Below are 25,515 nucleotides of genomic sequence, written 5' to 3'. Positions count from 1 at the left end.
ATCCAGACCGAACTTCTCCTGTTGCGCCAGGAAAACCGCCCGCCACCGCACCGGGCCAGCCGCCTCAGACCAGCATGGCCAGGACCAGCCGCCCCGCCAAGCCGAGCAGAATGACGCCAAACAGGCGCTCGAGCCAGACGGCCTGGCGCTGGAGGCAAGCCAGCCACCTTGGGTGGGAAAACAGCCGGGCGACCAGCAGATACCAGCTCCCGTCGATAACCATGGCGGTCAGGGCGTAACCCAGCTTGGCGGCAAAGGAGGTTTCCAGGCCCACGACCTGGCTGAACAGGGCCAAAAAGAAGAGGGCGATTTTCGGGTTGAGGAAAACCACCAGGAAGCCGTCGCGGGCCGCGCTGGCGGTAGTGGGCACTGCGGCCAGACCGTTAGCGGCCCGCCGCCGGGCCAGCAGGCCCTGGACCCCGAGCCCGGCCAGATAGAGGGCGCCCCCCCACTGCAAAAAGTTGAAGGCCTTGGGCGAAGTGGTGATCACCGCCGCCAGGCCGATGATGCTCAACAGGGCATAAAGGCCCACCCCCAGACCATGACAGAGCGCGGCCACGCTGCCGTTCTTGCGCCCCCCGCTGAGGGTTTGCCGCAGCACCACGGCCAACGACGGGCCGGGAGACATGGCCCCCAGAATGCAAATGCCAACCACCGCCAGCCAGGTTGCCAGGGTCATGGAAAATTCCTGTTGTTTTTGCCTTGCTCCGGCGACCGTTGATTTGAAACAACGGGTTGCCGGCCCCGGGCCGCGCCCAAAATGCTATTGGTCATCCTGGATTAATGTTTAAGTACTGCCGATAACCACGGAGAAACGCCCTCCTGCAGGGACCGGTCTTCATCTCGGACCTGATGGCCTCGACACCTTTGTCCGAGAATGGCTCCCGGCCTGTAAGGCAGATTCCCGGCCCATGCAGGGCTTGGTGCAACTGGCTAGCCAGGTCCTGACCGTTACCGGCGGCAGCTTAACTTTGCAAAGCCGACCAAGCCATGTATCAGGCCAAGAGCCGAGGGCGAAACCGGGTTGAAAACTGCGGATAAAGGGGTGGTCGGGGCGAGAGGATTCGAACCTCCGGCCTCCTGCTCCCAAGGCAGGCGCGCTACCAGGCTGCGCCACGCCCCGACATTACTGGGTTGGAGGAAAGAGTTCTATTAGCATCCGGTCCGTTTCAGGTCAAGGGAAAAGCAACGGAGACAAGCTCGGATAACCGCGACAAGGCCGAATGAGGCGAGAGCCGCAAACTCTTGCCAAGCGATGCCCGCCGGGCCCTCGGGCCCAAACAACCCTTGGGGAGGGCCGAGTTCCCCATCCCAGCAGGGGAAAGAGGCGCTTGAGGGAGCGGGCCGCAAAATTGTTGACGGGGGGAGATCGGCTTGCTATATTTGCGCCTTCTTTCGTTCCCGGGTAGCTCAGCTGGTAGAGCAGGTGGCTGTTAACCACCCTGTCGGGGGTTCGAGTCCCTCCCCGGGAGCCAGCAAAAATCAAGGGTTTACGGTGCAAGCCGTAAACCCTTTTTTTGTTGCCCGCAGCAAACTCCGCACCGGAGGCGCCGCCCGGTTATTTAGCGGCCCTTGCCCACCGACAGCACCTTTTTGGGACAGTTGACCACGCAGTTCTCGCAGCGCATGCATTCCAGGCTGGGCACGAAGCCCTGCTCCTTGTAGGCGCCGGGATAGGTCTGAATCGGGCAGGTCTTTTGGCACAGACCGCATTGCTTGCAATCGGCTCCGACCTGGAGAAGATGGGTATTGGGGGCAAGCACCCCCTGCATCGAGGCCATGGGGCAGAAGTTGCACCAGGAGCGGGGCTTATAGTAAAGGCCAAAGGCCACGGCGATGCTGGTGGCCACGGTCCACATCATGACGAAGACCGCCCCGATCTTGGCCGGATCCCCCCCCGACATAATCAGCCGGCTGGTCATCAAGCCCATCAGCAGCACGAAAAAGAGCCAGCGGAACCAGGTTTTTTTAAACAGCGCCGGCATCTCCCGCTGCAGGCTGAACCGGGCCAGCACCCGTTCATGAAAGGCTCCCATGGCACACAACCAGCCGCAATAGAGGCGCCCCCAGAAGAAGGTCATGACGATCATGGTGATCATCAGCGCCAGGGCCAGATAACCCAAATAGGGCCAATATATCCCGCCGACAATCACCAGCGGCACCAAGGGGGCCATCAGATACTGCAGCAGTTTGCGCCCTTTTTTTTCCCGAATCTCTTTCATCGCTCTTCCCCTGATTCAAGCAAGATTGGCGGCTTCGCTCCCCGCACCGCCGCCCCGGTCGATCCGCTCGGGACGCTGGCAGGGCTGGTTCAGCCGCTAAAATAATGAGCTCCTGGCAAAGCCCGCCAAGAGCAAAGCAATAAACAAATTAATTAAACGATTAAGTAACACAACGGCCGCCCCCTGTCAAGCCCCGGCAGTTAAAAACCGCCATTACTCCGAAACAGCCGGCCGAGGATGTTTTTAGCTAAAAACAGCTACTTACTTTGATATATCGCCAGGCGGACACCAAAAATACAGCGGAAAAAAAGGGGGGGGTAGTTGGAAACAGAAAAAAAGCTGGAGGCAAGAGGTAAACGGCCAGCAGTGCCGCAGGTTGCGGCAAGCAGGCCGGCGCCGCGTACCTCAGTACGCAAGCCGGACTGATCGCCGCAAGATGCGGTGCTGCTGGCCGTTTACCGGGTGGAGATGTTGCGGCGGGCCAGGAGCGACCCGTCAAGCCGATAAAGATCGGTCAGGGCCAGCCGGTAGGCGACCATGGCGTCCACTTCGGCCAGTTGGCTTTCCAACAGGTCGCGCTGGGCCTGGGCCACGGCCAGGGCGGTGCCGCGTCCCACTTCAAACTTGACCTGCTCGACCCGCAAAACCTCTTCCTGCAGGCGGCGGCGCTCGGCGGAGGCGGCGATCTGGGCCCGGGCCCGGGTGGCTTCGAGGTGGGCGGTCCGGACATCAAGCTCGACCAGTTGGGCCAGGTTGTCCAAGCTGGCCTGGGCCTGGCCGCGTCCGGCCCGGGCCCGGGCCTCGGCGGCTCCGGCGGCCCGATTGCCGCCCAAAGGCAGAGAGAAGCGCAGGCCCAGGGAGCCGGCATAGGTGGAATCGTCGGTGATCTCGGCAAAGGATCGGCCGAAGCTTTCGGCGTAGCCGGTTTTGCCCAGGGTGATGAAGAGATCGAGCCGGGGCAGGAGCCCGTTACGGGTCTGGATGACCTCCAACTCACCCTGTTGCAGGCGCAAGCGAGCCTCATCCAGATCGGGGCGCAGCTGCAAGCTCAAGGCCACATGCTCAACCACCGGATCAGGCTCGATTTCCAGCACCTGGGGGGTATCCCGGGGAACCGGCTGCAGACTGAAGATGTCGCCCTGGCTGACCAATCGAGACTCCCCGGCCGGGCTGCTCAAGTTGTCGTCCTCGGACCAGGGGTCAGCCAGTTGCAGTCGACGGCCGGGATTGAGCAGGTTGAGCAGCTCCAGCCGGGCCTGGTCGCGGCGGCTCTGGCCGTCGATCAGCCCCTGGCGCCGGAAGGCCAGCTCGGCGGCCACCGCCGCCCGTTCAACTTCCGCCACCGTTCCGACTTCGATCCGCCGGCTTACGTCCCGCACCTGGGCCTCGGCCACGCTCAGGGATTCCTCGAAAATGGCGATCCGGCTTTCGGCCAGCACCAAGTCCCAGTAAGCTTTCTCCACTTCCGCCACCAGACTCTGAGTAAAGCCGCGCAGCTCGTAAAGCGAGACCAGCACATCCAGTTCGGCCCGGCGCACCCCGGCCAGGTTGGCCTCGCGGCTGCCGCCGCGGAGCAGGGCCTGGGTCAGGCTGAGGCTCAGACCGGCCCGCTGCTGGGCGGTGGTCGCCAGCGGGGCCTCGGCCCGCCGCTGCTCCAAGGCCAATTCGAGAGCGGTGCCGGTGGGCAGTTCCTGCTCCAATCCCAAGCGATAATTTTCACGCTCGGTCCGGGGATAATCTTCTCCCCGCCGGGTTTTTTCCCGGATCACTTCCGCTTCGGCGAAAAGGGCGGGATCGAAAACCGCCTTTTCCTGCTCGGCAAAAGTGCCGGCGATCAGGGGCCGATAAAGCTGCACCCCCAGGGCCCGATTGTTGCCCAGCGCCATAACTACCGCCTCTTCCACCGTCAACTCCAGACGGCCGGCTCGATCGGGCCGGGGCAGGGCGTTGGTCCCGGCCCGGGGCAGATAACGGCTGATTTCAAGCCGGCGGGCGGCCGCTTCCGCCTCCTGGGACGCCTCGCTTGCTTCAGCGCGATAGGCCTCTCCCTCGGCAACCGGAGCCGGCACGGGTCCTTCCGCCGCCAGGGCCCGACCCGGGCTCGCAACCCCGCCCGCCAGGACAACGCCGAGACCCAAACCCAGGGCCAGGACCAGAGGCAAAACCGCGGTCGCGGCCTGGCCGGCGGTGCCGGGCCGGGAGCCGGCAATCCGGGCGTCGCTCCGGGCATAAAAGAGAGAGTAGAGTACGGGGATCAACAGCAGGCTGATAAAAGTCGAACTGATCAGGCCGCCGATCACCGCCCGGGCCATGGGGGCCTGCTGCTCGCTGCCCTCGCCCAGGCCCAGGGCCAGGGGCATCATGGCAAAGGTGGTGGTCAGGCTGGTCATCAGGATCGGGCGCAGGCGGCGCTGGCCCGCCTCCCGGGCCGCCGCCAGGGCCGTCCAGCCCTCGTCCCGGCGCAACCGGGTGGCTTGATCGACCAGGAGGATGGCGTTGTTGACCACGATTCCCACCAGCATGATTCCTCCGATATAAGACTGGGCGTTGAGGGTGGTGCCGGTCAAAAGCAGCATCAACACCACCCCGATCAAGGCCATGGGTACGGCAAACATGACGATCAGGGGATCGCGCAAAGACTCATAAAGGCAGGCCATCACCATGTAAACCAGCAGCACCGCCAATACCAGCCCCAGGGCCATTTCGTTGAAGGCCTTCTCCTGCTGTTCGTAATCGCCGCCGAAGGTAATGTCAATCCCCCGGGGCACGGGGATGGTTTCCAGCCGCTTGCGGATATCGGCCACCACCGAACCCATATCGCGGCCGGCCAGGTTGGCCTGGACCAGGCTGACCCGTTGCTGATCCTGGCGTTCGATGGTCAAGGGTCCTTCGGATCGTTCCACCGTGACCACGTTGCGCAGGGCGACGAAATTACCCTGCTCGTTGCGGACCGTTATATTGAGAATATCGTCGAAATCCAGCTGCTCGGCATCCTTGAGCCGCATGAAGATTCGATACTCGTAACCGCCGTCGCGATACTGGCCGGCTCCGGCCCCGGCCATGGCGATCTCGATGGTGCGGGCGATCAGGGCCACCGAAAGGCCGAGATCGGCGGCCCGCTGCCGGTCGATCCGCAGCAGTTCCAGCGGCACCCCGCCCTCCCGGCTCAGGCGGAGATCGGCAACCCCCTCGATGTCGGCCACCGCGTCGCGCACCTCGCGGGCGATGCGATCAAGCTGGGCCAGCTCAAAGCCCCGGATCTCGATGACCAGCCTTTCATCCTCGGCCCCGGCGGCCAGGCGCAGGATGAAAAGGCCGCCGCTCCGGGTGCGGGTCTGGGCTCCCGGGATGTCGCGCAACAGGGGGCGCAGGTCGGCGGCGATTTGTTCGCTGGTTCGGCTCCGTTCCCGGGCCGGGACCAGGGCCAGGCGGATATCGGCATTGGCCGGCGCCCCGGTGCGCCAGGTGGTGCCGCCGACCTGGACCACCGAAGCCCGGGTTTCCGGCACCGCCGGCAGGACGATCTTTTCCACCTCGCGGACCTTCTGATCCAGCAGGGCCAATTGAGTGCCGGTTTCCATCTCGACCCCGACCCGCACCTGGCCCTCGTCGGCCTGGGGCATGAATTCGGTGCCCAAGTGGGACAGCAGCATCAGGGCCAGAGCAAAGAGCGAGGCAAAACCGATTACCACCAGGCCCCGGTTGTTGAAGGCCCCTTCCAGGGTACGCTGGTAGCCCCTTTCCAGGCCGCTGAACAGGGCGGCCATCAGCCGGATAAAGCCCCCCCGCAGGCTATGGTCGGTTGTTGCCGCCACCGCCGCCGGCCGGACCAGGCGGGCGGCCAGCATCGGGGTCAGGGTCAGGGCGGTGACCAGGGCGGCCAGCAGGGCGAATCCCACCACCAGGGCCAACTGGCGGAAGAGAATGCCGGCCAGCTCCTCGGCGAAGAGGATGGGGATGAAGATAACCAGGGTGGTCAAGGTGCCGGCGACAATGGCGGCCGCCACCTCGCCGGTGCCCCGCACTGCCGCCTCATGGGGAGCCAGGCGCTGCTTGTCCCGCAAGCGGGCGATGTTTTCCAGCACCACGATGGCGCTGTCCACCATCATTCCCACCCCCAGGGCCAGGCCGCCCAGGGTCATGAGGTTAAGGGTAAAGCCCCCGAAATAAATCAGGGCGAAGGTGGCGATCACCGCCACCGGAATGGCCGCCGCCGCCACCAGGGTCGAACGAATGCTGCGGAGGAAAAAGAGCAGGACCAGGACCGCCAAAGCCCCGCCATACATGAGGGAGCGGCCGACGTTGTCGATGGAGCGCTGGATATATTCGGAAAAATCGATAATCGGAATAATCTCGGCCTGGGGGAAGTCGCGGTTAAGCCGCTCCACCTCCCGCAGCACGTCCCGGGCCACCTGCACGGTGTTGGTATCGGGCTGCTTGCGGATGGCCAGGCGCACCCCCGGCTCATCGTTGATCCGGACGATTCGGGTCACCTTGCGGTGGGTATCGAGAATTTCCGCCACCTGGTTCAGGGTGATCGGCGCTCCGGCCCGCACCGCCACGACGGTGGCGGCCAGTTCCTCAATACTGGTAAACTGGCCGGGGGTCCGCAGGGTTACCTCGAGCCGGCCCCGCTCGATTTCGCCGGCGGGCACGGTGATATTGGCATCGCGAATGGCCTGGCGAATCCCGTCCAGGCTCAGATCCAGGGCCGCGATCTTGTCGGCCAGGAGATTGATCTGGATTTCCCGCTCCAGGCCGCCCCAGACGTCCATTGAGGCCACCCCCGGCACCCGTTCGATCCGGAAGCTCATCTGCTCGTCGATCAGGCGCCGCAACTCCAGGGGATCCATGGGGCTGGCGACCCCCAGGATCAGCACCGGGGTGGCGGAGATATCGAATTTGCGCACCTGGGGCCGGGCGATCTCGTCGGGCAGGAGATGGATGATGCGGTCCAGGCGATCACGGAGGTCGTTGGCCGCCACATCGATGTCGCTTCCCCAGGAAAAGGAGACCCGGACATTGCTGACCCCCTCCGAGGAATTGGAGTTGATGCTTTCCACCCCGGCCACGGCGGCCACTGCCTGCTCGATGGGCCGGGTGATCAGCTCCTCCACCTCTTCGGGGCTGGCGTTTTCGTAAGTGGCGGAAATGGTCAGGGTGGGATAGGTGACCTCGGGCATCAGGTCGATGGGCAGCCGGGCCAGCGACACCGCCCCGATAATCACCGCGATCAGGGTGACCATGGTGGTGAAGACCGGCCGACTGACGGTAAAACGGGCCGGGTTCATCGCCCCTCTTCCCCGGCCGCTCCGGCTTCACCGGCGGGAATGATGATCCGGGCCCCGTCGCTGAGCAGGTGCTGACCCAGGCTGATCGCCAGGCCGGATAGCGCCGGCTCGACAATTTCCACCCGTTCCCGCTCCTGCAGCCCCAGGCGCACCGGGACATAACGGGCGGTAGAGGTTTCCGGATCGGCCAGGAAAAGACCGTATGCGCCGGTCCGCTCGACCAGGGCCGCCCGGGGGACCAGCAAAGCATCATCCTTGCGGGCCAGCTCAATTTCCAGGCGGACGAACATCCCCGGCTTCAAAACCTGCTCGGGATTGGCCACCGCCACCTCCAACCGGGCCTGGCGGGAAGCTTCCCGGACCACCGGGGCCAGGCGGGCCAGCACCCCGGGAAAGGAGCGTTCCCCGAGGGCGTCGGCCCGCACCGTCACCGCCTGGCCGGTGGCCAGACGGGGATAATCCCGCTCCGGGGCGTAGGCCACCGCCACCAGGCGGTCGATGCCCACCAAGGCAAAAACCGGGGTATTGGCGGCCAGCAGCGAGCCTTCATCAACGAAACGCTCGGCGATTACCCGCTCCTGCTCCTCTCCCTGCCAGTCGGCCCGGATTTCGGTATAAGACAGCCGCAGGTTGGCCGCCGCCAAAGCGGAGCGCCGCAGGGAAACCTGGGCGGCGGCCACCGCTACCCGGGCCTGCTGGGCCTGGTAGTTGGCCAGGGCCGTATCCAGTTCAGCCTCGGAGGCAACTCCCTGCTGGCGCAGCCGCTGCACCCGCTCATAATCCCGTTGGCTGGTGGCCAGGGAGCTTTCCGCCTCGATCAGGCCGGCCGCGGCCACCTCCAGCTCGGCCTGGGCCTTGGCCACATCCAGGCGGTATTCTTCCTGGTCCAGGCGAGCCACCACCTGGCCCCGGCGCACGACGTCACCGAGGTCCGCGTGCAGCTCCAGCAGGCGGCCGCCGACCCGGGCCGCCAGATCGAAGCGGGAAGCCGGCTGCAAGGTGCCGGTGAAACTGCGCCGCTCCACGATGGTTCCCCGTTCCAACGGGGTCACCTCCACCGCCACCGCCGCCGAGCCGGGGCGGCCGGGAGCCGGAACCGCGTTGCCGGCATCATCTTCCCGGCCCAGATACCAGTAGGCCAGCACCAGCAAAAAAAGCGCCAGCCCGGCGCCCAACATGGTTTTTTGGTCTGGTTTCCACATAATTACGATAATAATAAATTCCGGCGTTCTTGTAAAAATTATAATAATAACGGCCAGACAATCCCGGGACCATGAAGTTCCCGATAATCATGGCAAACTTGGCCTGGCATACAATCAACCTGCAGCCTGCCGGCACCGGAAGCGCCAAGGCAAACGGCCGGCCACCCGGAGGCCCCGCCAACAATTCGGAGCTTCCCCCTTGACAAAGGGGGCTCCGTTAAGATAGTAATCGATTACTCACTTAACGGAGCCGCCATGCCCCCCGCCAGCAAACATCTTCCCGCCGCCCAGCGCCGAGCCGCCACCGTAGCGGCAGTACTTGAACTGGCCGGCGAACGAAACCCCGGCGAAATCACCACCGCCGCCATCGCCAGCCGGATGAATCTGACCCAGGGCGCCCTGTTCCGCCATTTTCCCAGCAAGGACGCGATCTGGCAGGCGGTTATGGCCTGGGTGGCCGAGCAACTGCTCAAGCGGGTGGAAAAGGCCGCCGGTGCCGCGCCCTCCCCTTTGGCCGCCTTGGAGGCGATGTTCATGGCCCACATCGCTTTTGTCGTCGCCCATCCCGGCATCCCCCGGATGCTTTTCGGGGAATTGCAGCGCCCGCAGGCTTCCGCGGCCAAAGATGTGGCCCGTACCCTGGTCGATCGTTACCGGCGGCGGCTGGCCGAATTGATCGAAGCCGGCAAAAACTCCGGCCAACTGGCCCCGGAAGTTGATGGCGCCGCGGCCGCGGCGCTGTTCATCGGCATGATCCAGGGCCTGGTCGTCCAATCCCTGCTGGCGGGCCGCCCCGAGCAGATGCAAGAGGGCGCCCCCGGGGTTTTCGCTATCTTTAAGCGAGGCATCGTCAAGCAGCAAACCGGCAGCAACCCCAACCGCGAACGCAAGAAACCATGACTGAACAAAAAAAACACTTGAACCGACGCCAGGGACTGGTCGTGCTTCTGTTGGTCGCGGCACTCGGCACCTGGGTCGGCTTCGGCGTAGCCGAGCGCCTGGTGGTCACCTTCAACCCCCCGCCGCCGGAAGCGGTCCGTCCCCTGGTGGTGGAAACCATGGTGCTGACCCCGCAAGACCTCGAACGTTGGCGGCGCTATCCCGGCTCCATTGCCGCCGAGAGACAAATCAACCTCAGCAGCCGGACCACCGGGCGCATCGAGGAAATGCCGTTTCGCTCCGGGACCCGGGTCCAAGAGAATGCCCTGCTGGTTTTGCTTGACGACCGGGAATTGCGCCAGGAACTGGTCCGCCTGGATCTGCAGACCCAGGCCATCGCCGCCGACCTGGACCTGGCCCGCCGCAAGCTCGCCCGGCAGGAACGGCTCTATGCCGATGCCGCCACCCCGGCGGAAGCGGCGGAAGAGGCCCGAAACCGGGTGGAGTTCCTGGCCGCCTCCCTGGCCGCCAATCACGAAATGCAGGCCATCGCCGCCACCCGGCTTGACTACGCCCGGGTCCGGGCCCCCTTTGCCGGGATGATCGGCCAAATTTATGCCCTGCCCGGGGACCTGGCTTCACCGGGCCAACCCCTGCTGGAACTGGTGGCCGACGACGAACTGAAAGCGGTTTTCGTCATCCCCCAGGGGGACTTGGCCGAAATCCGGCCCGGGGCTCCGGTCCGGATAACCGCCGCCGATTTCAGCCTGCAAGAGACCGGAGGACCGATCCGCGAAGCTCTGCCCGCGGAGCGAAGCTGGGCCGGTTCCCTCGACCGGCTCCATCCCAGCCTGGAGGCCCCGGGGCGGGGAGCCAGAGCGGAAGCCCTGTTGCCCCGGGGGGTGGAAGGACTGCGGCCCGGCATGACCGCGGTGGTTGAGGTGCTGGCCGAACGGGCGGAAAAGGCGCTGGTCATCCCCGCCGAAGCCCTGCATTACCGGGCTTTGCAACCCCACGTTTTTGTTGTCGAAGAAGAGCGGGCCCGGCGGCGGGAGGTGGTAACCGGACCGGAAGCCGGCGGCCTGGTCGTCGTGCTGGCGGGCCTTGAGGCCGGGGAAAAAATCATCACCACCCCCTATCCCGACCTGGTCGACGGCCGCGCGCTGCAATTGGTCAGCCCGCCGCCCGCCGACGGTGATTCCGCCGTCAGGCCCGAACCGGCCCGGAAAAAGGAACTTGAATGACCGCTCTGCCCCGCTGGGTTCTGGCCCATCGCCACGCGGTTCTGGCCGCCCTGGCGGCGGTGCTGATCTTGGGCCTGGACGCTCGCTTTCAGCTGCCGGTGCAGCTTTTCCCCGACACCGACCCCCCGATGGTCACGGTGATCACCCCCTTTCCGGGAATGGCTGCCGAGGACGTGGCCGAACAGATCAGCAAGCTGATGGAGGAGGAGTTTGCCGGCATCGACGGCGTCCGGGCCCTGCGCTCCACCAGCCGGGAGGGACTGGCGGTGGTGGAGGTGGAGTTTCACTACCATTTCTCCAGCGCCGTCGGGGCCGTGGAAGTCCAGAACGCCATCAACCGGATCCGCCGCAATCTCCCCGCCGCCATGGGCGACCCCCAGATCCAGGAGTTTTCCTCGGCCCAGCGCCCCATCATCACCCTGGCCCTGAGCAGCGATGAACTGACCCTGGCCAAGGTAAGGGAAGTGGCCGAAAACCGGGTCCGCGACCGGCTCAACCTGGTAGAGGGGGTGGCGGCCGTAGATGTGCTGGGGGCCAACCGCCTGCAGCTGGAAGTGCGCCTGCAGCGCGACCGCCTCGCCAGCCACGGCGTCACCCCGGAGCAGGTAATGGCCGCCCTGCGGGACTGGAATCTCAGCGAGGCCGGGGGCCGCGGCCAGCGAGGCCGCCTGGAGACGGTGGTCCGTTTCGACACCCCCCTGCGGGATGCCGCCGACGCCGCCGACCTGGTGCTCCAGCGCCGCGGCGACCATCTTTTGCGGCTGGCCGACGTAGCCGAGGTTCATCTTGTCCCCGGCGAGCCCCGCTCCGCCTATCGCCACGACGGTCGCCCGGCCATAGCGGTCCAGGTTCTCAAGCGCAGCGAGGCCAATACGGTGGAGGTGGCGGATCGCATCTTCGCTCTCCTGGAAGAGTTGGACCGGGAGGAACCGGCCATCACCTTCGCGGTGGCCGAGGATGATTCCGCCTTCACCCGGGTGGTGATCAGCAGCATGACCTTGACGATCTTGAGCGCCATCGGCCTGACCATGCTGGTGGTGCTGCTCTTTCTCGGCAATTTGCGCCAGGCCCTGATTGTCGCCACCACCATTCCCGTCGCCTTTCTGGCCACCTTCGGCCTGATGCGCCTGGGAGGCCTGCAACTGGACATGGTGACCATGTCGGCGATTATTCTGGCCATCGGCCTGCTGGTGGACGACAGCATCGTCATCCTGGAAAACATCCACCGGCGCCTGGAAGAGGGCCAATCCCCGGAGACGGCCGCCAGCACCGGCACCGGCGAAATTATGGCGGCCAAGATCGGCGGCACTGTCACCACTTTGGCCGTGCTGGTCCCCCTCACTTTTCTCGGCGGCTTCGTCGGCGAACTCTTCCGCCCCCTGGCCCTGACCCTGGCCTTCGCCCTTTCCTCTTCCCTGGTGGTGGCCCTGACCCTGGTGCCGCTGCTGGCGGCCGCTCTCCTGGGCCGCGGACCTGTCGCTTCCCGGCGGGCCGGACGGTTTGACCGGCTCAGCGGCGGGCTGCGGGATATCTATCTTGGCTTGCTGACCGGGGGCCTGCGCCGACCGGCCGTCACCTTCGGTCTGACCATCGTCCTGCTGCTGGCCAGCCTGGCGCTGATCCGGATCGGCGGCAGCGAAATGATGCCCCGCTTCGACTCGGGCAGCTTCCGGGTCTTGCTGGACATGGTCCCCGGCACCCCCCTGCCGGTCACCCTGGCCACCGTGGCCGAAGTGGAAAAAGTCCTGCTGGCCGAGGTCGCGGTGACCGGGGTCAGCACCCGGATCGGCTACGAACCCGGCGCCCGCTACCTGGGCGGCCGGGGAGCCATGGACCCGCACCAGGCCGAAATCAGTGTTGATCTGACGCCCCGCAACCGGCGTGATGAAAGCCAGTGGTCGATCATGGAGCGCCTGCGCCGGGCGGTGCAAACTCTGCCGGGCGTGACCCTGGGGGTTTTCCAGGAACAGGGCGGCACCGCCCGGCCCACCACCAGCGCCCCGGTGGTGGTCGAAATCAGCGGACCGGATCCGGCCCGGCTCGCCGCCCTGGCCGAAGGGACCCTGGCTCTGCTGCACGGAGTTCCGGGGATTCGTGATCCCTACAAAAACTGGGACCTGGACCGCCCCGAAACCCGGGTGGTCATCGATCGCGAACGGGCCGCCGAGCTGGGCCTTAACGGTCGGGAAATCGCCGCCACCGTCCGGCGCGCCCTGGACGGGGAAACCGTTACCGCCTACCGCCAGCGCGACCGCCGGGACCTGGAGGTGGTGATTCGTTATGAGCCGAGGGATCGCCACCAGCGGGAAGGACTGGAAGAAGTCCTGCTGCTGGGCAGCAGCGGGCAGGGTGTACGCCTGGCCGAAGTCGCCGCCTTCACCACCGCCTACGGGCCCCGCCTGGTCTCCCGCCAGAATTTCCGCCGCACCCTGGAGGTCCGGGCCTGGGTCAGCGGCGAACGCCCCCTCTCCCACGTGGTGGACGAAATCCAACGGGCCCTGCCCGCCCTGGCCCCTCCGCCCGGCTATAACCTGGCCATCACCGGGGAACAGCAGGACCTGGCGGAGGCCCGCGGCCGCCTCCTGCGGGCGCTGGCGGTCAGCGCCCTGGCCGTTTACCTGCTGCTGCTGGTCCAGTTTCGCTCCCTGGCCCAGCCGCTGGTGATCATGACAGCCATCCCCCTGCAATTTATCGGGGTGGCGGCGGCCCTGGCGGTGGCCGGCAAATATCTCTCCATGCCCGCCCTGCTTGGTATTGTCCTGCTGGTGGGCATCGTGGTCAACAACAGCATCATCCTGGTGGACTTCGTCCTGGCCGGACGCCGGCAAGGCCTGCCCCTGGAGGAGGCGATCATCGCGGCGGTGGCCACCCGGTTCCGCCCGGTGATGATGACCGCTCTGTCCACGGTGGCCGGCATGCTGCCCCTGGCCCTGGAACTGGCGGTAGGTTCGGAACGCTTTTCCCCCATCGCCACCGTGATCAGCGGCGGTATTCTGGCCTCGACCCTTTTGACTTTGGTGGTTATCCCGGTTTTACTGCGGATTACCCTGGCCAGATCTTGGCCGAACCAGGCATAATCAACCGTCGGGGGATAAACTTAACCACCAGGCCGGTCCCCTGATCCCAGGGGTTTGGGGAAGCGGAGTTAACCGGCACGCTTGAGTATGGAATCGAAAATCATCACCGATAAGATAAGCAACCAGGGGGGAAAGATGAGATATTTCTGCAAGATGAAGGGTTCCGGCCAGTGCCCGCCCCGGGTCAGCGGCAGCGAGATTTTCTGGTCCTGGCTGGGGGCCTTCCTGGGGGTGGCGGCGGTGGCCCTGCTCCACTACCCTTTCCTGGAGGGCACCGGCCTGCTGCTGATCGTCGGCTCCTTCGGGGCCTCGGCGGTGCTGATCTACGGCGCCATCAGCAGCCCCCTGGCCCAGCCCCGCAATCTGCTCGGCGGCCATGTCCTTTCCGCCCTGGTCGGGGTGGCCTGCTACCAGCTGCTGGAACCCCATCTCTGGCTGGCGGCGGCCCTGGCGGTGGCCACGGCCATCGCCCTGATGCACTTCACCCGGACCCTGCACCCCCCCGGCGGGGCCACCGCCCTGATCGCGGTTATCGGCGGGCCGGAAATCCACGACCTGGGCTTCTGGTATGTTCTGTTGCCGGTGGCCACCGGGGCGGTGATCATGCTGGTGGTGGCCCTGCTGATCAACAACATTCCCGCCAACCGGCAGTACCCCGAATTCTGGTTCTGAGCCGCGCCGACGACAGGACTTGCTTATTTATGGTTGCTCCGCCTGGACCGACCAACACGGCAGGGGGTTGGAACAAGGTTGTCATCGTTGACGGGCGGGGGCAAAGCTGGCATCCTGCGGGAGGGATTAAGATCCTCCAGCATGCTTAAAGAGGAGCGGTGCTTGATGAACCCAGACGAGCATTTCATGGGCCTGGCCCTGGAGCAGGCCAAGGCAGCCCTGGCGGCCGGGGAGTTTCCGGTGGGGGTGGTAATCGTGGCCGAGGGCGCGGTGGTGGCCGAGGGCCGCCGGCAGAACAGCGGCGGGGCCAATCCCACCGAACTGGACCATGCCGAAATCGTCGCCATCCGCCGGCTGTTGGGCCGCCGACCGGAAATCGAGCGGGGCGAACTGACGGTTTACGCCACCATGGAGCCCTGCCTGATGTGTTACGCCGCCCTGCTGCTCAACGGCGTGCGCCGGATTGTTTACGCGTACGAAGACGCCATGGGCGGCGCCACTTCCCTGCCCCTGATCCAGCTGGCCCCGCTCTACCGGCAAATGGCCCTGAAAGTGCTGGTCACCCCCCATGTTCGCCGCCGGGAAAGTCTGGAACTTTTCCGCCATTTTTTCCGCCAGCCCGACAATCTCTACTGGCAAGGCAGCCTGCTGGCCGAATATACCCTCAAGCAGTAAACCCTCACCAACCAGTCCATCCTGGCCCGTTCGGCTGCGCTGCTCTCCCGGCCGTAATCCAGCCGGCCCCGGCGCAGGTGGTGCCCGGCGGCCCGCCAGAGTCCGGGAATCCCCTCGCCCGGCCCCGGGCCCTAGCTGGAATTGCCGGCCAGACCTTTATGGCGACTCAAAAAAAGCTTGGCGGCCACAAAGAGGGCTGAGAGGATCAGGAGTGGGGCGATCAACTGCCAGGAGAAGAAATCCCCCCCTTCTTCCAGGCTGGTCAACTGGTAAATGGCGCTGGAATAGAGATAGCCTTTGACGCTGAAGCCGATGATAGTGGAGGGCACGAAATAGCGCAGGGGCAGGGCGAGAATCCCCGCCCCGTAATTGATCACCGAATGGGGAAAGCTGGGGAAAAGACGAACCGCGGTCAGGGCGATGAAATCCCCATGGCGGCGAATAAAGCCGAACAGGGGAGAGTGGCGGATTCGCTCACTCTCTCCCCGGGACAGCCGGCCGGAAAAAAAATAGGCCAGCAGAGCCCCGCCAACCCCGCCGATGATGATGATCACCGTCGCCGCCAGCGGGACAAAAAGTGCCCCGCAAAGCCACATGAAAAAGGAGCCGGGCAGGGCCAGGGCGTAAAAAATCGCCATCAGGCTGACCATAAGGGGGGCAAACCACCAGCGATGGGCGTATTGCCGGCTCAATTCCAGCACTTCGAACCAGTCCACCAGTTCCAGCCGCTGGGCCAGAACTCCCAAGAGCAGCAAGGCCAGCAGGAGCAGCAATTTGAGCGGCGGCCGGCGTTTTGGGGTTTTCTTTTTTTCCATAAAATCGGACAACAGCCTGCTTCCCTGCTTCTCCGGCCGCCCGTCGGCATTACTCTTTGCGCGAGGGGGCAACCGGGATTAATCTTGCTCGTCAGCCAGGGCGGCTACTTTTTGTTGTAATTCCTTGGTGATTCGGGTGGCCGCCGCCTCCCGCGATTCTGCCGCGCCCTGTGACGATGGTTCAGCCGGGGTGGTGGTCCCGGCCGCGGCCAGTTGATCGGCATGCACGGCGGGACCGAACTGGATCCTGATCGGATGCGGCCGGGGCCAGCTCCGGCCCCGGGGCCAGGCCTCATAGGCCCCACGAATGTATGCGGGTACCACAAAAACCCGGTAGCGGTCAAGGAGCATCCCGAGTCCGGGCCGAAAATCCAGCAGGCGGCCGCTCAGGGAACGTTCCCCTTCCGGAAACCAGACCAGGTTATAACCCCGGTCCAGAATCAGGGCTCCGAAAGCCAGGCTGGAAGCCGTGGCCCGGCGCGGATCGATGGGCACCACCTGACCCAGGCGGCAGACCAGGCGGAAAAAGATATTTCTGAAGGCAATCTCGCTGAGCCCGGCAAAGTAAGTTCGGCGCACAACGGCAAAAGGCAGGGCCGCGGCCAGGGCGAAGGGGTCGAGGAAACTGACGTGGTTGGGGGCCAGGACAAAGGGGCCGGCGGGCAGATTTTCCCGGCCGGCAAAACGGAGGCGAAAAATTCCCCGGATCAGCAACCGGTTGAGCTGGTAGAGGCACCAGGCCAGGCCGACCTGGAAGCGGTTGAGGGGGGCCAGCCAGCGCCGCCTTTCAGCGTCCAGCACCGCGGCGGGATCGGCCAGGGGATCGGCAACATTGAAGCCCCGCCCTTCTTCGCTCAGCCGGACCACCTCTTCGAGCAGATCCCGCACCGTCTCAATCCGGCCGATGGCTTCCTCATGCAACTCCACATCGGCATGGCGGCCGAGCTCCATGGCCAGGTTGAGCCAGCCCAGCGAATCAATGCCCAGATCCAGGTGGGGACTGGAATCGGGACTGAGGCGGACCTGGGGATAGCGGCGGGCCAGCCATTCCCAGACCGCCCGGGCCGCCGGCACATCGAGCAGGGCCCGGTCGTGGTCGGACATATCGTGCAGGGGAATCGGTTCGGCGGCGGCCTCCGGCTGCCGTTCGGCCCGGGCCTGTTCATAGCGCCGGACCAGGAGATGGCGGCGGATTTTGCCCAGGCGGGTCCGGGGCAAGGCCTCGCGATCGACAGCGTATTCATCCGGCCGCTGGTAGGAGGGCAGGTCGCGGGAAAGCTCCAGCAGGGCCCGGCGCAGGGCTTCCTCCACCTCATGTTCGCCGGCCCGGCGCAGGGCGGCCAGGTCGGGAACCAGCAGGGCCGCCAGTTTGTCCCGGTAGAACAGAACCCCGGCCTCCCGGATCAAAGGATGACCGGCAATGGCATCCTCCAGGGCTTCGGGCTGGATATTCTTGCCCCCGGCGGTGACGATCAGGGTGGAGGCCCGGCCGGCCAGGAACAGAAAGCCGTCGGGATCCAAATAGCCCAGATCGCCGGTCCTGAACCAGCCCTCGGCAAAGGCCTCGGCGCTCTTCTCGGGCAGGTTCAGGTAACCGGCAAAAACGCTGGGGCCCCGGGCCAAAACTTCTCCGATAATTTGCGGCCGGGCTCCAGTTGCCCGGTCAGCGTCCGGCTCCTCTCCCGCCGGGCCGGCCTTATCCTCCTTGACCGGCTCTATCCGCAGTTCCACTCCCGGCACGGCCCGGCCGACACTGCCGGCCCGGCCGCCCTCAGGGGGATTGATGGTGAGCAGGGGGGCGGTTTCGGTCAGGCCGTAGCCGATGGCCACCTGCCAGCCCAGGGCCTCCAGCTTCAGGGCCAGTTCGGGGTCCAGGGCCGAACCGCCGGAGGCCAGCAGCCGCAACGAAGGTCCCAGCTTGCGATGCAGGGGAGCCAGCAGGCGGCGGCCGATCCCCAGGCCGAAGCGGCGCCGGCAGAAAGCCGCCAGGCCGGCGGCGGCCTGAAAGTAGAGCCGGGCCGGCAGACCCCCGGCCGTCGCCTTGGCCACGATTCCCTCATACATCGCCTGGTAGAGCCGGGGAACCCCGATCATGGTGGTGGCCCGGCCTTCCTTGATGGCCCGGAGAATCCGGGAACCGGTCAGAGCATCGGGCAGAATCAGCGGCAGACCCAGCCCCAGGGGAACCAGCAGGCCGATTACCAGGGGATAGACATGGTGAAAGGGCAGGGGCAACAACACGCGGTCGGCGCCGGTCACCAAGCCGGTGGCGCCGATGGCGTTGACCTGAAAGACCAGGTTGGCATGACTCAGGGGTACGCCCTTGGCCGGCCCGGTGGTCCCGGAGGTGTAGAAGAGGGCGGCCGGATCTTCGGGGCGCCGGGTTCCGACGGCCAGGTCGGGATTGGCGGCTTCCCCCGGCAGTTCGGCCAGGGGAATCAGGCGCAAATCGGCGGCGGAATCGAGGCGGGCCAGGCGTTCTTCCTGGCCGTGGCCGACGAAGAAAAAGCGGGCGCCGCTGTCGGCCAGGACATGGCCCAGGCCGGCCTCGCTGATCTGGGCATCCAGGGGCATGATCACCGCCCCCGCCCGCCAGCCGGCCAGGGCGGCGATTATCCATTCCGGCCGGTTTTCCCCCAGCAGCCCGACATAATCCCCCGGCCGGACTCCCATCTCGATTAGAGCCGCGGCCACCCTTTCCACTTCGGTGGCCAGCCGGCGGTAGGACCACGGCCGCGTTTGCTCGGCCTCCACCAGCAGCAGGGCCTCCTGTTCCCCATGTTCCGCCAGCCCGGCCAGCAGGTCCTGCAAAGTGGCAATTTCCCCGCTCATAAGTCCCCTTTAATACAATTTTTACTCTTCATTTCACGCCCCCGGTGTTTACCCCGGGAGAGGTTTGAACCAGCGCAGGCGCAAAGTGTTCATCACCACCGTAATCGAGCTGAAGGCCATGGCCGCGGCGGCCAGCATCGGATTCAGGATCAGGCCGAAAAAGGGATAAAGGGCGCCGGCGGCCACCGGAATCAGGACGATATTGTAAAAAAAGGCCCAGAAGAGATTCTGGCGGATCATGCTCATCGTCGCCCGGGAAAGCCGGATGGCGGTGGGCACCCCGTGGAGGTCGCCGGAAACCAGAGTGATATCGGCGGCTTCCATGGCCACATCGGTGCCGGTGCCGATGGCGATGCCGACATCGGCCTGGGCCAGGGCCGGGGCGTCATTGATGCCGTCGCCCACCATGGCCACCCGCTTGCCCTCGGCCTGCAGGGCCTGGACCGCCGCCGCCTTGTCTTCGGGCAACACCTCGGCCAGCACCCGGGTGATCCCCACCTTGGCGGCGATGGCCTCGGCGGTGCGGCGATCATCGCCGGTCAGCATCACCACTTCCAAACCCAATTGGCGCATTTCGCGCACGGCGGCGGCGGAAGAGCTCTTGACGGTGTCGGCCACCGCCAGCAGGCCGGCGAGCCGGCCGGCCACCGCGACCATAATCGGGGTCTTGCCTTCGTCGGCCAGGCGGGCGGCCTGCTCCTGCCAGTCCTGCCCCACCGCGATTTTTTCCCGTTCCAGCAGGGCCCGGTTGCCGATCAGCAATGGCCGGCCCCCCACCTCGGCCCGCAGGCCAAAACCGGGAATGGCCTCAAAACCGGCGACCTCGAGCGATTCCAGGCCCCGATCGGTGGCGGCCCGGACGATGGCCTCGCCCAGCGGATGCTCGGAGGCCCGCTCCACCGCCGCCACCAGGGTCAGCAACCGCTCTTCCGCCAACTCATCCTCCGATGCGGATTTTTCCGCCGAGTTTTCCTTGCGGCCAGCCCTGCGATCGCCCTTGCTTTCCCCGGGAAAGGCAAAAGCGGGGGCCACCAGGATATCGGTCAGCGCCGGTTGCCCCACGGTGATGGTCCCGGTTTTGTCCAGAACCACGGCGTTGAGCTTGTGGGCCATTTCCAGGGCCTCGGCCCCCTTGATGAGAATGCCGTTTTCCGCCCCCTTGCCGGTGCCGACCATGATCGCGGTGGGGGTGGCCAGGCCCAGGGCGCAGGGACAGGCGATGATCAGTACCGCGATAAAGACGGTCAGGGCAAAAATCAGCGAGGGCTCGGGGCCGAAGGCCCACCAGAAGACGGCGCTGACCGTGGCGGTGATCACCACTGCCGGCACGAACCAGGCGGCGATCTGGTCCACCAGCTTCTGGACCGGGGCCTTGGAGCCCTGGGCTTCCTCCACCAGGCGGATGATCTGGGCCAGCATGGTGTCCCGGCCTACCTTGGTGGCCCGCATGCGGAAGCTGCCGCTCTTGTTGATGGTGGCCCCGATCACCGGATCGCCCACCTTCTTGCTCACCGGCAAACTTTCCCCGGTGAGCATCGACTCGTCCACACTGGAGCGGCCGGCGACCACCTCCCCGTCCACCGGGATTTTTTCCCCCGGCCGGACCAGGATTATTTCCCCGACCCCCACCTCCTCGATGGGGATATCGAGAAGGGTTTCCCCGTTGGCTCCGGTTTCCGGGGGTTCGCCGACAAGGTCCGGCCCATTGACGGCAGCGGGAACCGGACCCGCCAGCGCAGTTGGGCCGGATTCAGCCCCTTTCTGCGGCCCGGGAAAGGGGATCGGCGACAGGGTACAGGCGGCGCCGGCCTCGGGGCCGCAGCTCGCACCTCCCTCCCCGGCCATGGCCGTGTTGCTCCGCACCACCCGGGCGGTCTTGGCCTTGAGGCCCATGAGTTTGCGCATGGCCTCCGAGGTCTTGCCCCGGGCCCGGGCTTCCAGCAGCCGGCCCAACAGAATCAGGGTGGTAATCACCGTGGCCACGTCATAGTACAACTGGTAAGGGAAACCGAGACCGGTGAGAAAACCGGGCGCCAGGGTCATGGCGGCGCTGTAGGCCCAGGCCGAGGTGGTTCCCATCGCCACCAGGACGTTCATGTCGCTGGTCCCGTGGCTGAGAGCCCCCCAGGCTCCCCGGTAGAAGCGCCAGCCGGAAACGAACTGGACCGGGGTGGTCAGCAGCAGCAGGGTAAAAGGGTTGCTCAGCCAGGCGGGCACCACGGCCAGGGCCCAGTCATGGTAGCGCATGGGCACCATTTCCGGCAGGCTGCCGAAGAGCACCACCGAAGTGAGCACCGCGGCCAGAGCGAAATCCAGCTGCAGGTGGCGCAGGGCCCGGGCCCGATCCTGCCGTTCCCGGTCGACCAGGGCCGGGTCCTGGTCGGTCAAAGCGGCCTTGAAGCCCAGGGAATCCACCGCCGCCATCAATTCCGCCGGCGTAACCAGGGCCGGATCATACTCGACCACCCCTTTTTCGGCGGCCAGGTTGACCCGGGCCGCGCTGACTCCCTCCAGGCGGGATACGACCTTCTCGATCCGCGCCACGCAGGAAGCGCAAGTCATCCCGGAAATTTTAAAGTCCAGGCGGGCGGGGGCCGCGTTGGGCGCTTTCGAGGCTGAAGACGACATGGAACTGCTCCCTGTTCTGCAAAGCTTTTGGCCGCGGGAAATCCGGTCACCAGGACTGACGCCATGACGCTGATTTGTGGCAATCAGGGCGGAAATCTTCTACAATAAGCTGACTGAACACCGGGAAGATCAACCTCGACCAGCCGGCGAGCCGCCACCGCTCACGATACAGGATTCCGCCCTATTTTGAAACCTTCCACCAACATATACGCGCGTACCCTATGATGATCAAGCGCCTGCTCCTGACCCTGGCGGTGCTGCTGACCCTGGCCGCCGTGCTTTACGGGGCCCGGGAAATCCTGATCGGGCCCCGGCTGGTGGCGGCCCTCAATACCCGGCTGCCGCCCGCCCTGGGCCTGGAAGTCCGGGTGGCCCGGATCGGCGGCAATTATTTTAACCGACTGCAGCTGCACGACCTGCAAGTCATAGCGGTGGCGCCGGATGCCGGCGCCGAAACAGCGGCGGCCGCCAACAACCCCTGGCTGGAACTCGACGCCCGCCGGCTTGACCTGGACTACTCCCTGCCCGTCCTGCGCCACGGCCTGGAGGCCTTTCTCGCCACCCTCCAGGTCAACCTGGCCGGCGGCCGCCTCGATCTGGACCTGGATGCCCTGGCAGCCCCGTCGCCGGATCCCGGGCCGGGAACCCTCGACATCGCGGCCATCAATGCCGCCCTGGAAGATGCCGCCGGGATCATCGCCCTGCTGCCGCCCATCTCCCTCCAAGAACTCGATTTTCAGCTGCAAAGGGGCGATTTCCGTCTGACCGCGGCCGCGCTGGAGCTGCTGCTGGCCGCCGGCCAGCTGGAACTGGCAAGTTCCCTGGTCAGCCTTGATCACCCCAGCCTGCTACCTCTGCAAGACCCTCTGCAAGCGACCCTGGCCCTCCACGACCAGGATGGTATCAGCGCCAGAGTGGCATGGGGCGATTTGCTCACCCTGCGGACGGGCGAACTGACCTGGAATTTGAACCGCTCGCAAATCGCCCTGGAGCTGGACGCCCCGCTTCTGGCGGCGGAACTGAGCCTGGCGGCGGAACTGGCCCCGGCCGAATGGCACGGGGAGCTGGTTATCCCGAGCTTGGAGCTGGCCCGGCTCGACGCCCTGCTGGCGAACCCGCCGCCTTTAAGCGGAGCAATCAGCGGCCGAACCGAAATCCGCCTTGATCCCGCCGCCCCCTGGACCGACCTGGGCGGCGAGCTGGCCCTGCAAATCCGCGGGGGCGCCGTCGCCGGCCGGAACCTTGACGATCTTGATCTTCTGGCCGCTATCGACCAGGGCCAACTCAACCTGGCCCGGCTGACCGCCAGCCTGGGAGAAAATCACCTGGAGCTGGAGCGGTTGCAACTGCCCCTGGTTGCCCTGTTGAGCGGCGACTGGCGGCAACTGTTGAACCAGAGCCAGATGGCGGCATTGCACGGTGATTTGGGCGATATTCCCCTCCTGTTCGCCGCCGCCGGCCGGCCCCTGGCCCCGGAGACGGAGGCCCTGATCCCCGACCACCTCCTCCGCCTGCAGGCCTCCCTTAAAGACGGGGTCCTCGCCCTCTCCGATACCCGCCTGGCAAGCGGGGCGGGCGAGCTGGAGCTGCCCCGGGCCTTGATCGGGCCCTGGCCGGACTCGGAGAGTTTTTTAGACCTGCCCCTGCAGGTCCGGCTGAAACTGGCGATCAACAATCTGGCCGGTTTCGACTCCCTTTGGGGCTTGCCGCCGGTGGCCGGCCGGATCGGGGCGGAGCTGGAAATGGAAGGGACTCCCGCCGCTCCCGGCGGAGACCTGCGGCTGGAAGCAGCCGGCCTCCAATGGCAAAATTTCGCGCTCGACCGTCTGGAGGCCCGGCTCAGCGGCGACCGGGAGCGGATCCGGATCGATCATCTCGATTTACAGCATAACTCCGATCGGCTGAAGGCCACCGGAGAGTTCGACCTCCGGGGACTGCCCGCCCTCCAGGTCCTGCGGGATTCGGAGGGCTCCCAACCCGTCGGCCCCCCGGCCGTTGACCTGCTGACCGGGCTGCCGGTTCCGGTCCGCCTGCTGCTCGAAGGGCTGCGCTGGGAAAATTTCCGGGCCGAATTCCAGTTGGCCGATGCCGCCGCCTACGCCGAATTATTGCCCCTGGCCTGGCGCTTCCACGGCCGCCTGGATGGGGAAATCAACAGCGCGGGAACTCCCCGGCTACCCCAAGTCCAGACCACCCTGCAGCTCCGGGACCTGCGCTGGCAAAATCCCGAGCAACCCTGGCAACTGATCCAGCCCCTCGATATATCGGCTGAATTAATCCTGCGGGACAGCGAACTCGCCGTCCATCACCTGGCCGTCCACCACCGCGAGGACCGCTTCAACGCAACCGCTGTTATCCTGCTGCCGGCCGTCACGGGCTTCAGCGATCCGGCTGAACTGGCCCTGGAAAACCTGCAAGCCCGCTTGGCTCTGGCTGATTTGGGCGCTTATGCCGACCTGCTGCCGGCCGCCTGGCTGAACGCCCAGAACGGAACGGACATGAGCCAAGCTGCCGACGCCCTGAACGGGGCTGATCGCCTGGCCGGAGCGCTGGTCCTGGAACTGGAGGGCGGCGGCACCCTGGCGGAACATGATTTCCAGACCGCCATCGAGCTTGACCAGGGGCGTTGGGGAGATATCAGCCTGGCCGCCCTCAACGGCCGCCTGCACTGGCGCTGGCCGCAGGGCGCGGCGGACGCCCTCGCCGGAGAGGCTGATTTTGCCGGCATTAACCTGCGCCGGGGAGACTTGCTGATCTCTCAATTCAACGGCCAACTGGCCCTGGCCGGCGGGCGGCTCCAGCTAAGCCGGGGAGAACTGGCAACCGATTATGGCCACCTGCGCCTGGCCGCTGAAATCGCCGACCTCTTTGCCCCCGGCCTTGATCTGCGCCTCCCCGAGCTGACCTGGAGCAACGAGGCTTTCCAGCTCGCCCTGGCCCGACCGGCTCGCCTGCTCATCACCGCCGGCCGCCTCAACCTGGTCGATCTCGAGTTGGCCGGCCATGACACTACCATTTCCCTCCAGGGCGGCCAGGACCCGGCCGCCGCCGGTCAACTGGCCCTGCAAGGCGGCCTGCACAGCGACAACCTGGAATGGCTGGCCCCCTTCATCCCCGGGCTGCGCCGCCTGGAGGGCCGCCTGGCCGCCGATTTTCAGTTAAGGGGCAGCCTCGCCGACCCCGAACTCAGCGGCTTCCTGCGCCTGGATCAGGGCGAGCTGCGCCTCAGCGGCGACGCTCCGGCCCTGAGCGCTATCCGGGCCGAGGCTCAATTCGATCAGCGGGGCCTCGAACTCATCGCCCTGCAAGGACTCTGGGGCGGGGCCCCCTTCAATATGCAAGGCAGGATCGACCTGCCCCCGGCCTTTCCCGCCGATTTGAGCCGGGAATTGATGATCAACCTCGAGCTGCGCGGGGAGGATATTCTTTTTTACCGGGCCGAAGGCATCCGGGTCCGGGGCCGGACCGAACTTAAAATCAGCGGCCCGCTGGAGCGCCTGCGGGTCGAAGGCGAGGTCGCGATCAGCGACGGCCGCTACACCCGCAACGTCGACTTTCTCCAGGCCTTTCGGGCGCCCGGGGGACCGCGGCCCCAAAGCGGGCTCGGCCTTTTTTCTCTGACCTCGGCGCCTTGGCGGGATATCACCTTCAATATCCGGCTCACCGCTCTCCAGCCCTTTCTGGTGACCAACAACATGGCCCGGGGCAGCCTGCGGCCGGAACTGCTGTTAAGCGGCAGCGGCGAGCTGCCGGTGCTCACCGGTGAAATCTATCTCGATCCGACCCGGATTTCCCTGCCCTCGGGCCGCTTCAACATCGAATCGGGCCTGATCCGGTTTCCCGCCCATGATCCCGACCGGCCCGAATTCGATCTGCTGGCCACCGCCCGCCTGGCCGGCTATGATATCAGTCTGGTCCTCCAGGGGACCGCCGACGAACCGATTATCACCCTGAGCTCTACCCCTCCCCTGGGTGACG

Annotated in this window: 13 protein-coding genes and 2 tRNA genes; 7 read left to right on the top strand and 8 right to left on the bottom strand. The window is 65.8% G+C overall.

Annotation, left to right across the window (positions count from 1 at the left end):
* Positions 1-64 precede the first annotated feature (64 nt).
* The gene (locus ACHHTY_RS05495; RefSeq protein WP_395493097.1) at positions 65-679 is read right to left on the bottom strand and encodes a LysE family translocator; all 615 of its coding nucleotides are present in this window, start codon (positions 677-679) and stop codon (positions 65-67) included.
* 367 nt (positions 680-1,046) lie between these two features.
* A tRNA-Pro gene (locus ACHHTY_RS05490) sits at positions 1,047-1,123 on the bottom strand.
* 276 nt (positions 1,124-1,399) lie between these two features.
* On the opposite strand from ACHHTY_RS05490, the gene ACHHTY_RS05485 reads away from it, so the two are divergent.
* Positions 1,400-1,475: transfer RNA gene (locus ACHHTY_RS05485), tRNA-Asn, on the top strand.
* Positions 1,476-1,562: 87 nt separating this feature from the next.
* Here ACHHTY_RS05485 and ACHHTY_RS05480 read toward each other — a convergent pair.
* The 3 genes from ACHHTY_RS05480 to ACHHTY_RS05470 form a co-directional block, all read right to left on the bottom strand.
* Positions 1,563-2,222 (bottom strand): 4Fe-4S binding protein, encoded by a 660-nt coding sequence (locus ACHHTY_RS05480; RefSeq protein ID WP_395493096.1) that lies wholly within the window; start codon positions 2,220-2,222, stop codon positions 1,563-1,565.
* A gap of 455 nt (positions 2,223-2,677) precedes the next feature.
* Positions 2,678-7,513 (bottom strand): efflux RND transporter permease subunit, encoded by a 4,836-nt coding sequence (locus tag ACHHTY_RS05475; RefSeq protein ID WP_395493095.1) that lies wholly within the window; start codon positions 7,511-7,513, stop codon positions 2,678-2,680.
* Entirely contained in the window at positions 7,510-8,691 is a 1,182-nt protein-coding gene (locus ACHHTY_RS05470; RefSeq protein WP_395493094.1) for an efflux RND transporter periplasmic adaptor subunit, read from the bottom strand. Before ACHHTY_RS05470 ends, ACHHTY_RS05475 begins: the two co-directional genes overlap by 4 nt.
* Before the next feature lie 279 nt (positions 8,692-8,970).
* Between ACHHTY_RS05470 and ACHHTY_RS05465 the strand changes: the two genes are divergently transcribed.
* The 5 genes from ACHHTY_RS05465 (at position 8,971) to ACHHTY_RS05445 (ending at position 15,262) form a co-directional block, all read left to right on the top strand.
* Positions 8,971-9,615: a TetR/AcrR family transcriptional regulator gene (locus ACHHTY_RS05465; RefSeq protein ID WP_395493093.1), complete on the top strand. Its 645-nt coding sequence runs from the start codon at positions 8,971-8,973 to the stop codon at positions 9,613-9,615.
* The gene (locus tag ACHHTY_RS05460; RefSeq protein ID WP_395493092.1) at positions 9,612-10,838 is read left to right on the top strand and encodes an efflux RND transporter periplasmic adaptor subunit; all 1,227 of its coding nucleotides are present in this window, start codon (positions 9,612-9,614) and stop codon (positions 10,836-10,838) included. The genes ACHHTY_RS05465 and ACHHTY_RS05460 overlap by 4 nt, the downstream gene beginning before the upstream one ends.
* A complete protein-coding gene (locus ACHHTY_RS05455) occupies positions 10,835-13,915 on the top strand; it encodes an efflux RND transporter permease subunit (protein ID WP_395493091.1) in 3,081 nt (1,026 codons plus the stop codon). The genes ACHHTY_RS05460 and ACHHTY_RS05455 overlap by 4 nt, the downstream gene beginning before the upstream one ends.
* A 135-nt stretch (positions 13,916-14,050) precedes the next feature.
* Positions 14,051-14,587 carry an HPP family protein gene (locus ACHHTY_RS05450; protein WP_395493117.1) on the top strand — a complete coding sequence of 179 codons (537 nt, stop codon included), beginning with the start codon at positions 14,051-14,053 and terminating at the stop codon, positions 14,585-14,587.
* A 165-nt stretch (positions 14,588-14,752) separates the two neighbouring features.
* Positions 14,753-15,262: a nucleoside deaminase gene (locus ACHHTY_RS05445; protein ID WP_395493090.1), complete on the top strand. Its 510-nt coding sequence runs from the start codon at positions 14,753-14,755 to the stop codon at positions 15,260-15,262.
* Between the two features lie 131 nt (positions 15,263-15,393).
* Here the strand turns inward: ACHHTY_RS05445 and ACHHTY_RS05440 are convergent, their stop codons facing one another.
* The 3 genes from ACHHTY_RS05440 to ACHHTY_RS05430 form a co-directional block, all read right to left on the bottom strand.
* Complete coding sequence (locus ACHHTY_RS05440) at positions 15,394-16,077, bottom strand: TVP38/TMEM64 family protein (protein WP_395493089.1); 684 nt, start codon at positions 16,075-16,077, stop codon at positions 15,394-15,396.
* 78 nt (positions 16,078-16,155) lie between these two features.
* Positions 16,156-18,909 carry an AMP-binding protein gene (locus ACHHTY_RS05435; protein WP_395493088.1) on the bottom strand — a complete coding sequence of 918 codons (2,754 nt, stop codon included), beginning with the start codon at positions 18,907-18,909 and terminating at the stop codon, positions 16,156-16,158.
* Positions 18,910-18,957: 48 nt separating this feature from the next.
* Positions 18,958-21,537: a heavy metal translocating P-type ATPase gene (locus tag ACHHTY_RS05430; RefSeq protein ID WP_395493087.1), complete on the bottom strand. Its 2,580-nt coding sequence runs from the start codon at positions 21,535-21,537 to the stop codon at positions 18,958-18,960.
* A gap of 221 nt (positions 21,538-21,758) precedes the next feature.
* On the opposite strand from ACHHTY_RS05430, the gene ACHHTY_RS05425 reads away from it, so the two are divergent.
* On the top strand, positions 21,759-25,515 hold a 3,757-nt coding region (locus tag ACHHTY_RS05425; protein ID WP_395493086.1), incomplete at its 3' end, for a translocation/assembly module TamB domain-containing protein.

This window comes from Desulfurivibrio nitratireducens, from assembly GCF_044068515.1.
Lineage (GTDB): Bacteria > Desulfobacterota > Desulfobulbia > Desulfobulbales > Desulfurivibrionaceae > Desulfurivibrio.
This window is presented reverse-complemented; position numbering and strand designations above follow the sequence as displayed.

Coding starts and splice junctions, on each gene's coding strand:
- ACHHTY_RS05495 (WP_395493097.1), bottom strand. CDS start 679: ATGACCCTGGCAACCTGGCTGGCGGTGGTTGGCATTTGCATTCTGGGG.
- ACHHTY_RS05480 (WP_395493096.1), bottom strand. CDS start 2,222: ATGAAAGAGATTCGGGAAAAAAAAGGGCGCAAACTGCTGCAGTATCTG.
- ACHHTY_RS05475 (WP_395493095.1), bottom strand. CDS start 7,513: ATGAACCCGGCCCGTTTTACCGTCAGTCGGCCGGTCTTCACCACCATG.
- ACHHTY_RS05470 (WP_395493094.1), bottom strand. CDS start 8,691: ATGTTGGGCGCCGGGCTGGCGCTTTTTTTGCTGGTGCTGGCCTACTGG.
- ACHHTY_RS05465 (WP_395493093.1), top strand. CDS start 8,971: ATGCCCCCCGCCAGCAAACATCTTCCCGCCGCCCAGCGCCGAGCCGCC.
- ACHHTY_RS05460 (WP_395493092.1), top strand. CDS start 9,612: ATGACTGAACAAAAAAAACACTTGAACCGACGCCAGGGACTGGTCGTG.
- ACHHTY_RS05455 (WP_395493091.1), top strand. CDS start 10,835: ATGACCGCTCTGCCCCGCTGGGTTCTGGCCCATCGCCACGCGGTTCTG.
- ACHHTY_RS05450 (WP_395493117.1), top strand. CDS start 14,051: ATGAGATATTTCTGCAAGATGAAGGGTTCCGGCCAGTGCCCGCCCCGG.
- ACHHTY_RS05445 (WP_395493090.1), top strand. CDS start 14,753: ATGAACCCAGACGAGCATTTCATGGGCCTGGCCCTGGAGCAGGCCAAG.
- ACHHTY_RS05440 (WP_395493089.1), bottom strand. CDS start 16,077: ATGGAAAAAAAGAAAACCCCAAAACGCCGGCCGCCGCTCAAATTGCTG.
- ACHHTY_RS05435 (WP_395493088.1), bottom strand. CDS start 18,909: ATGAGCGGGGAAATTGCCACTTTGCAGGACCTGCTGGCCGGGCTGGCG.
- ACHHTY_RS05430 (WP_395493087.1), bottom strand. CDS start 21,537: ATGTCGTCTTCAGCCTCGAAAGCGCCCAACGCGGCCCCCGCCCGCCTG.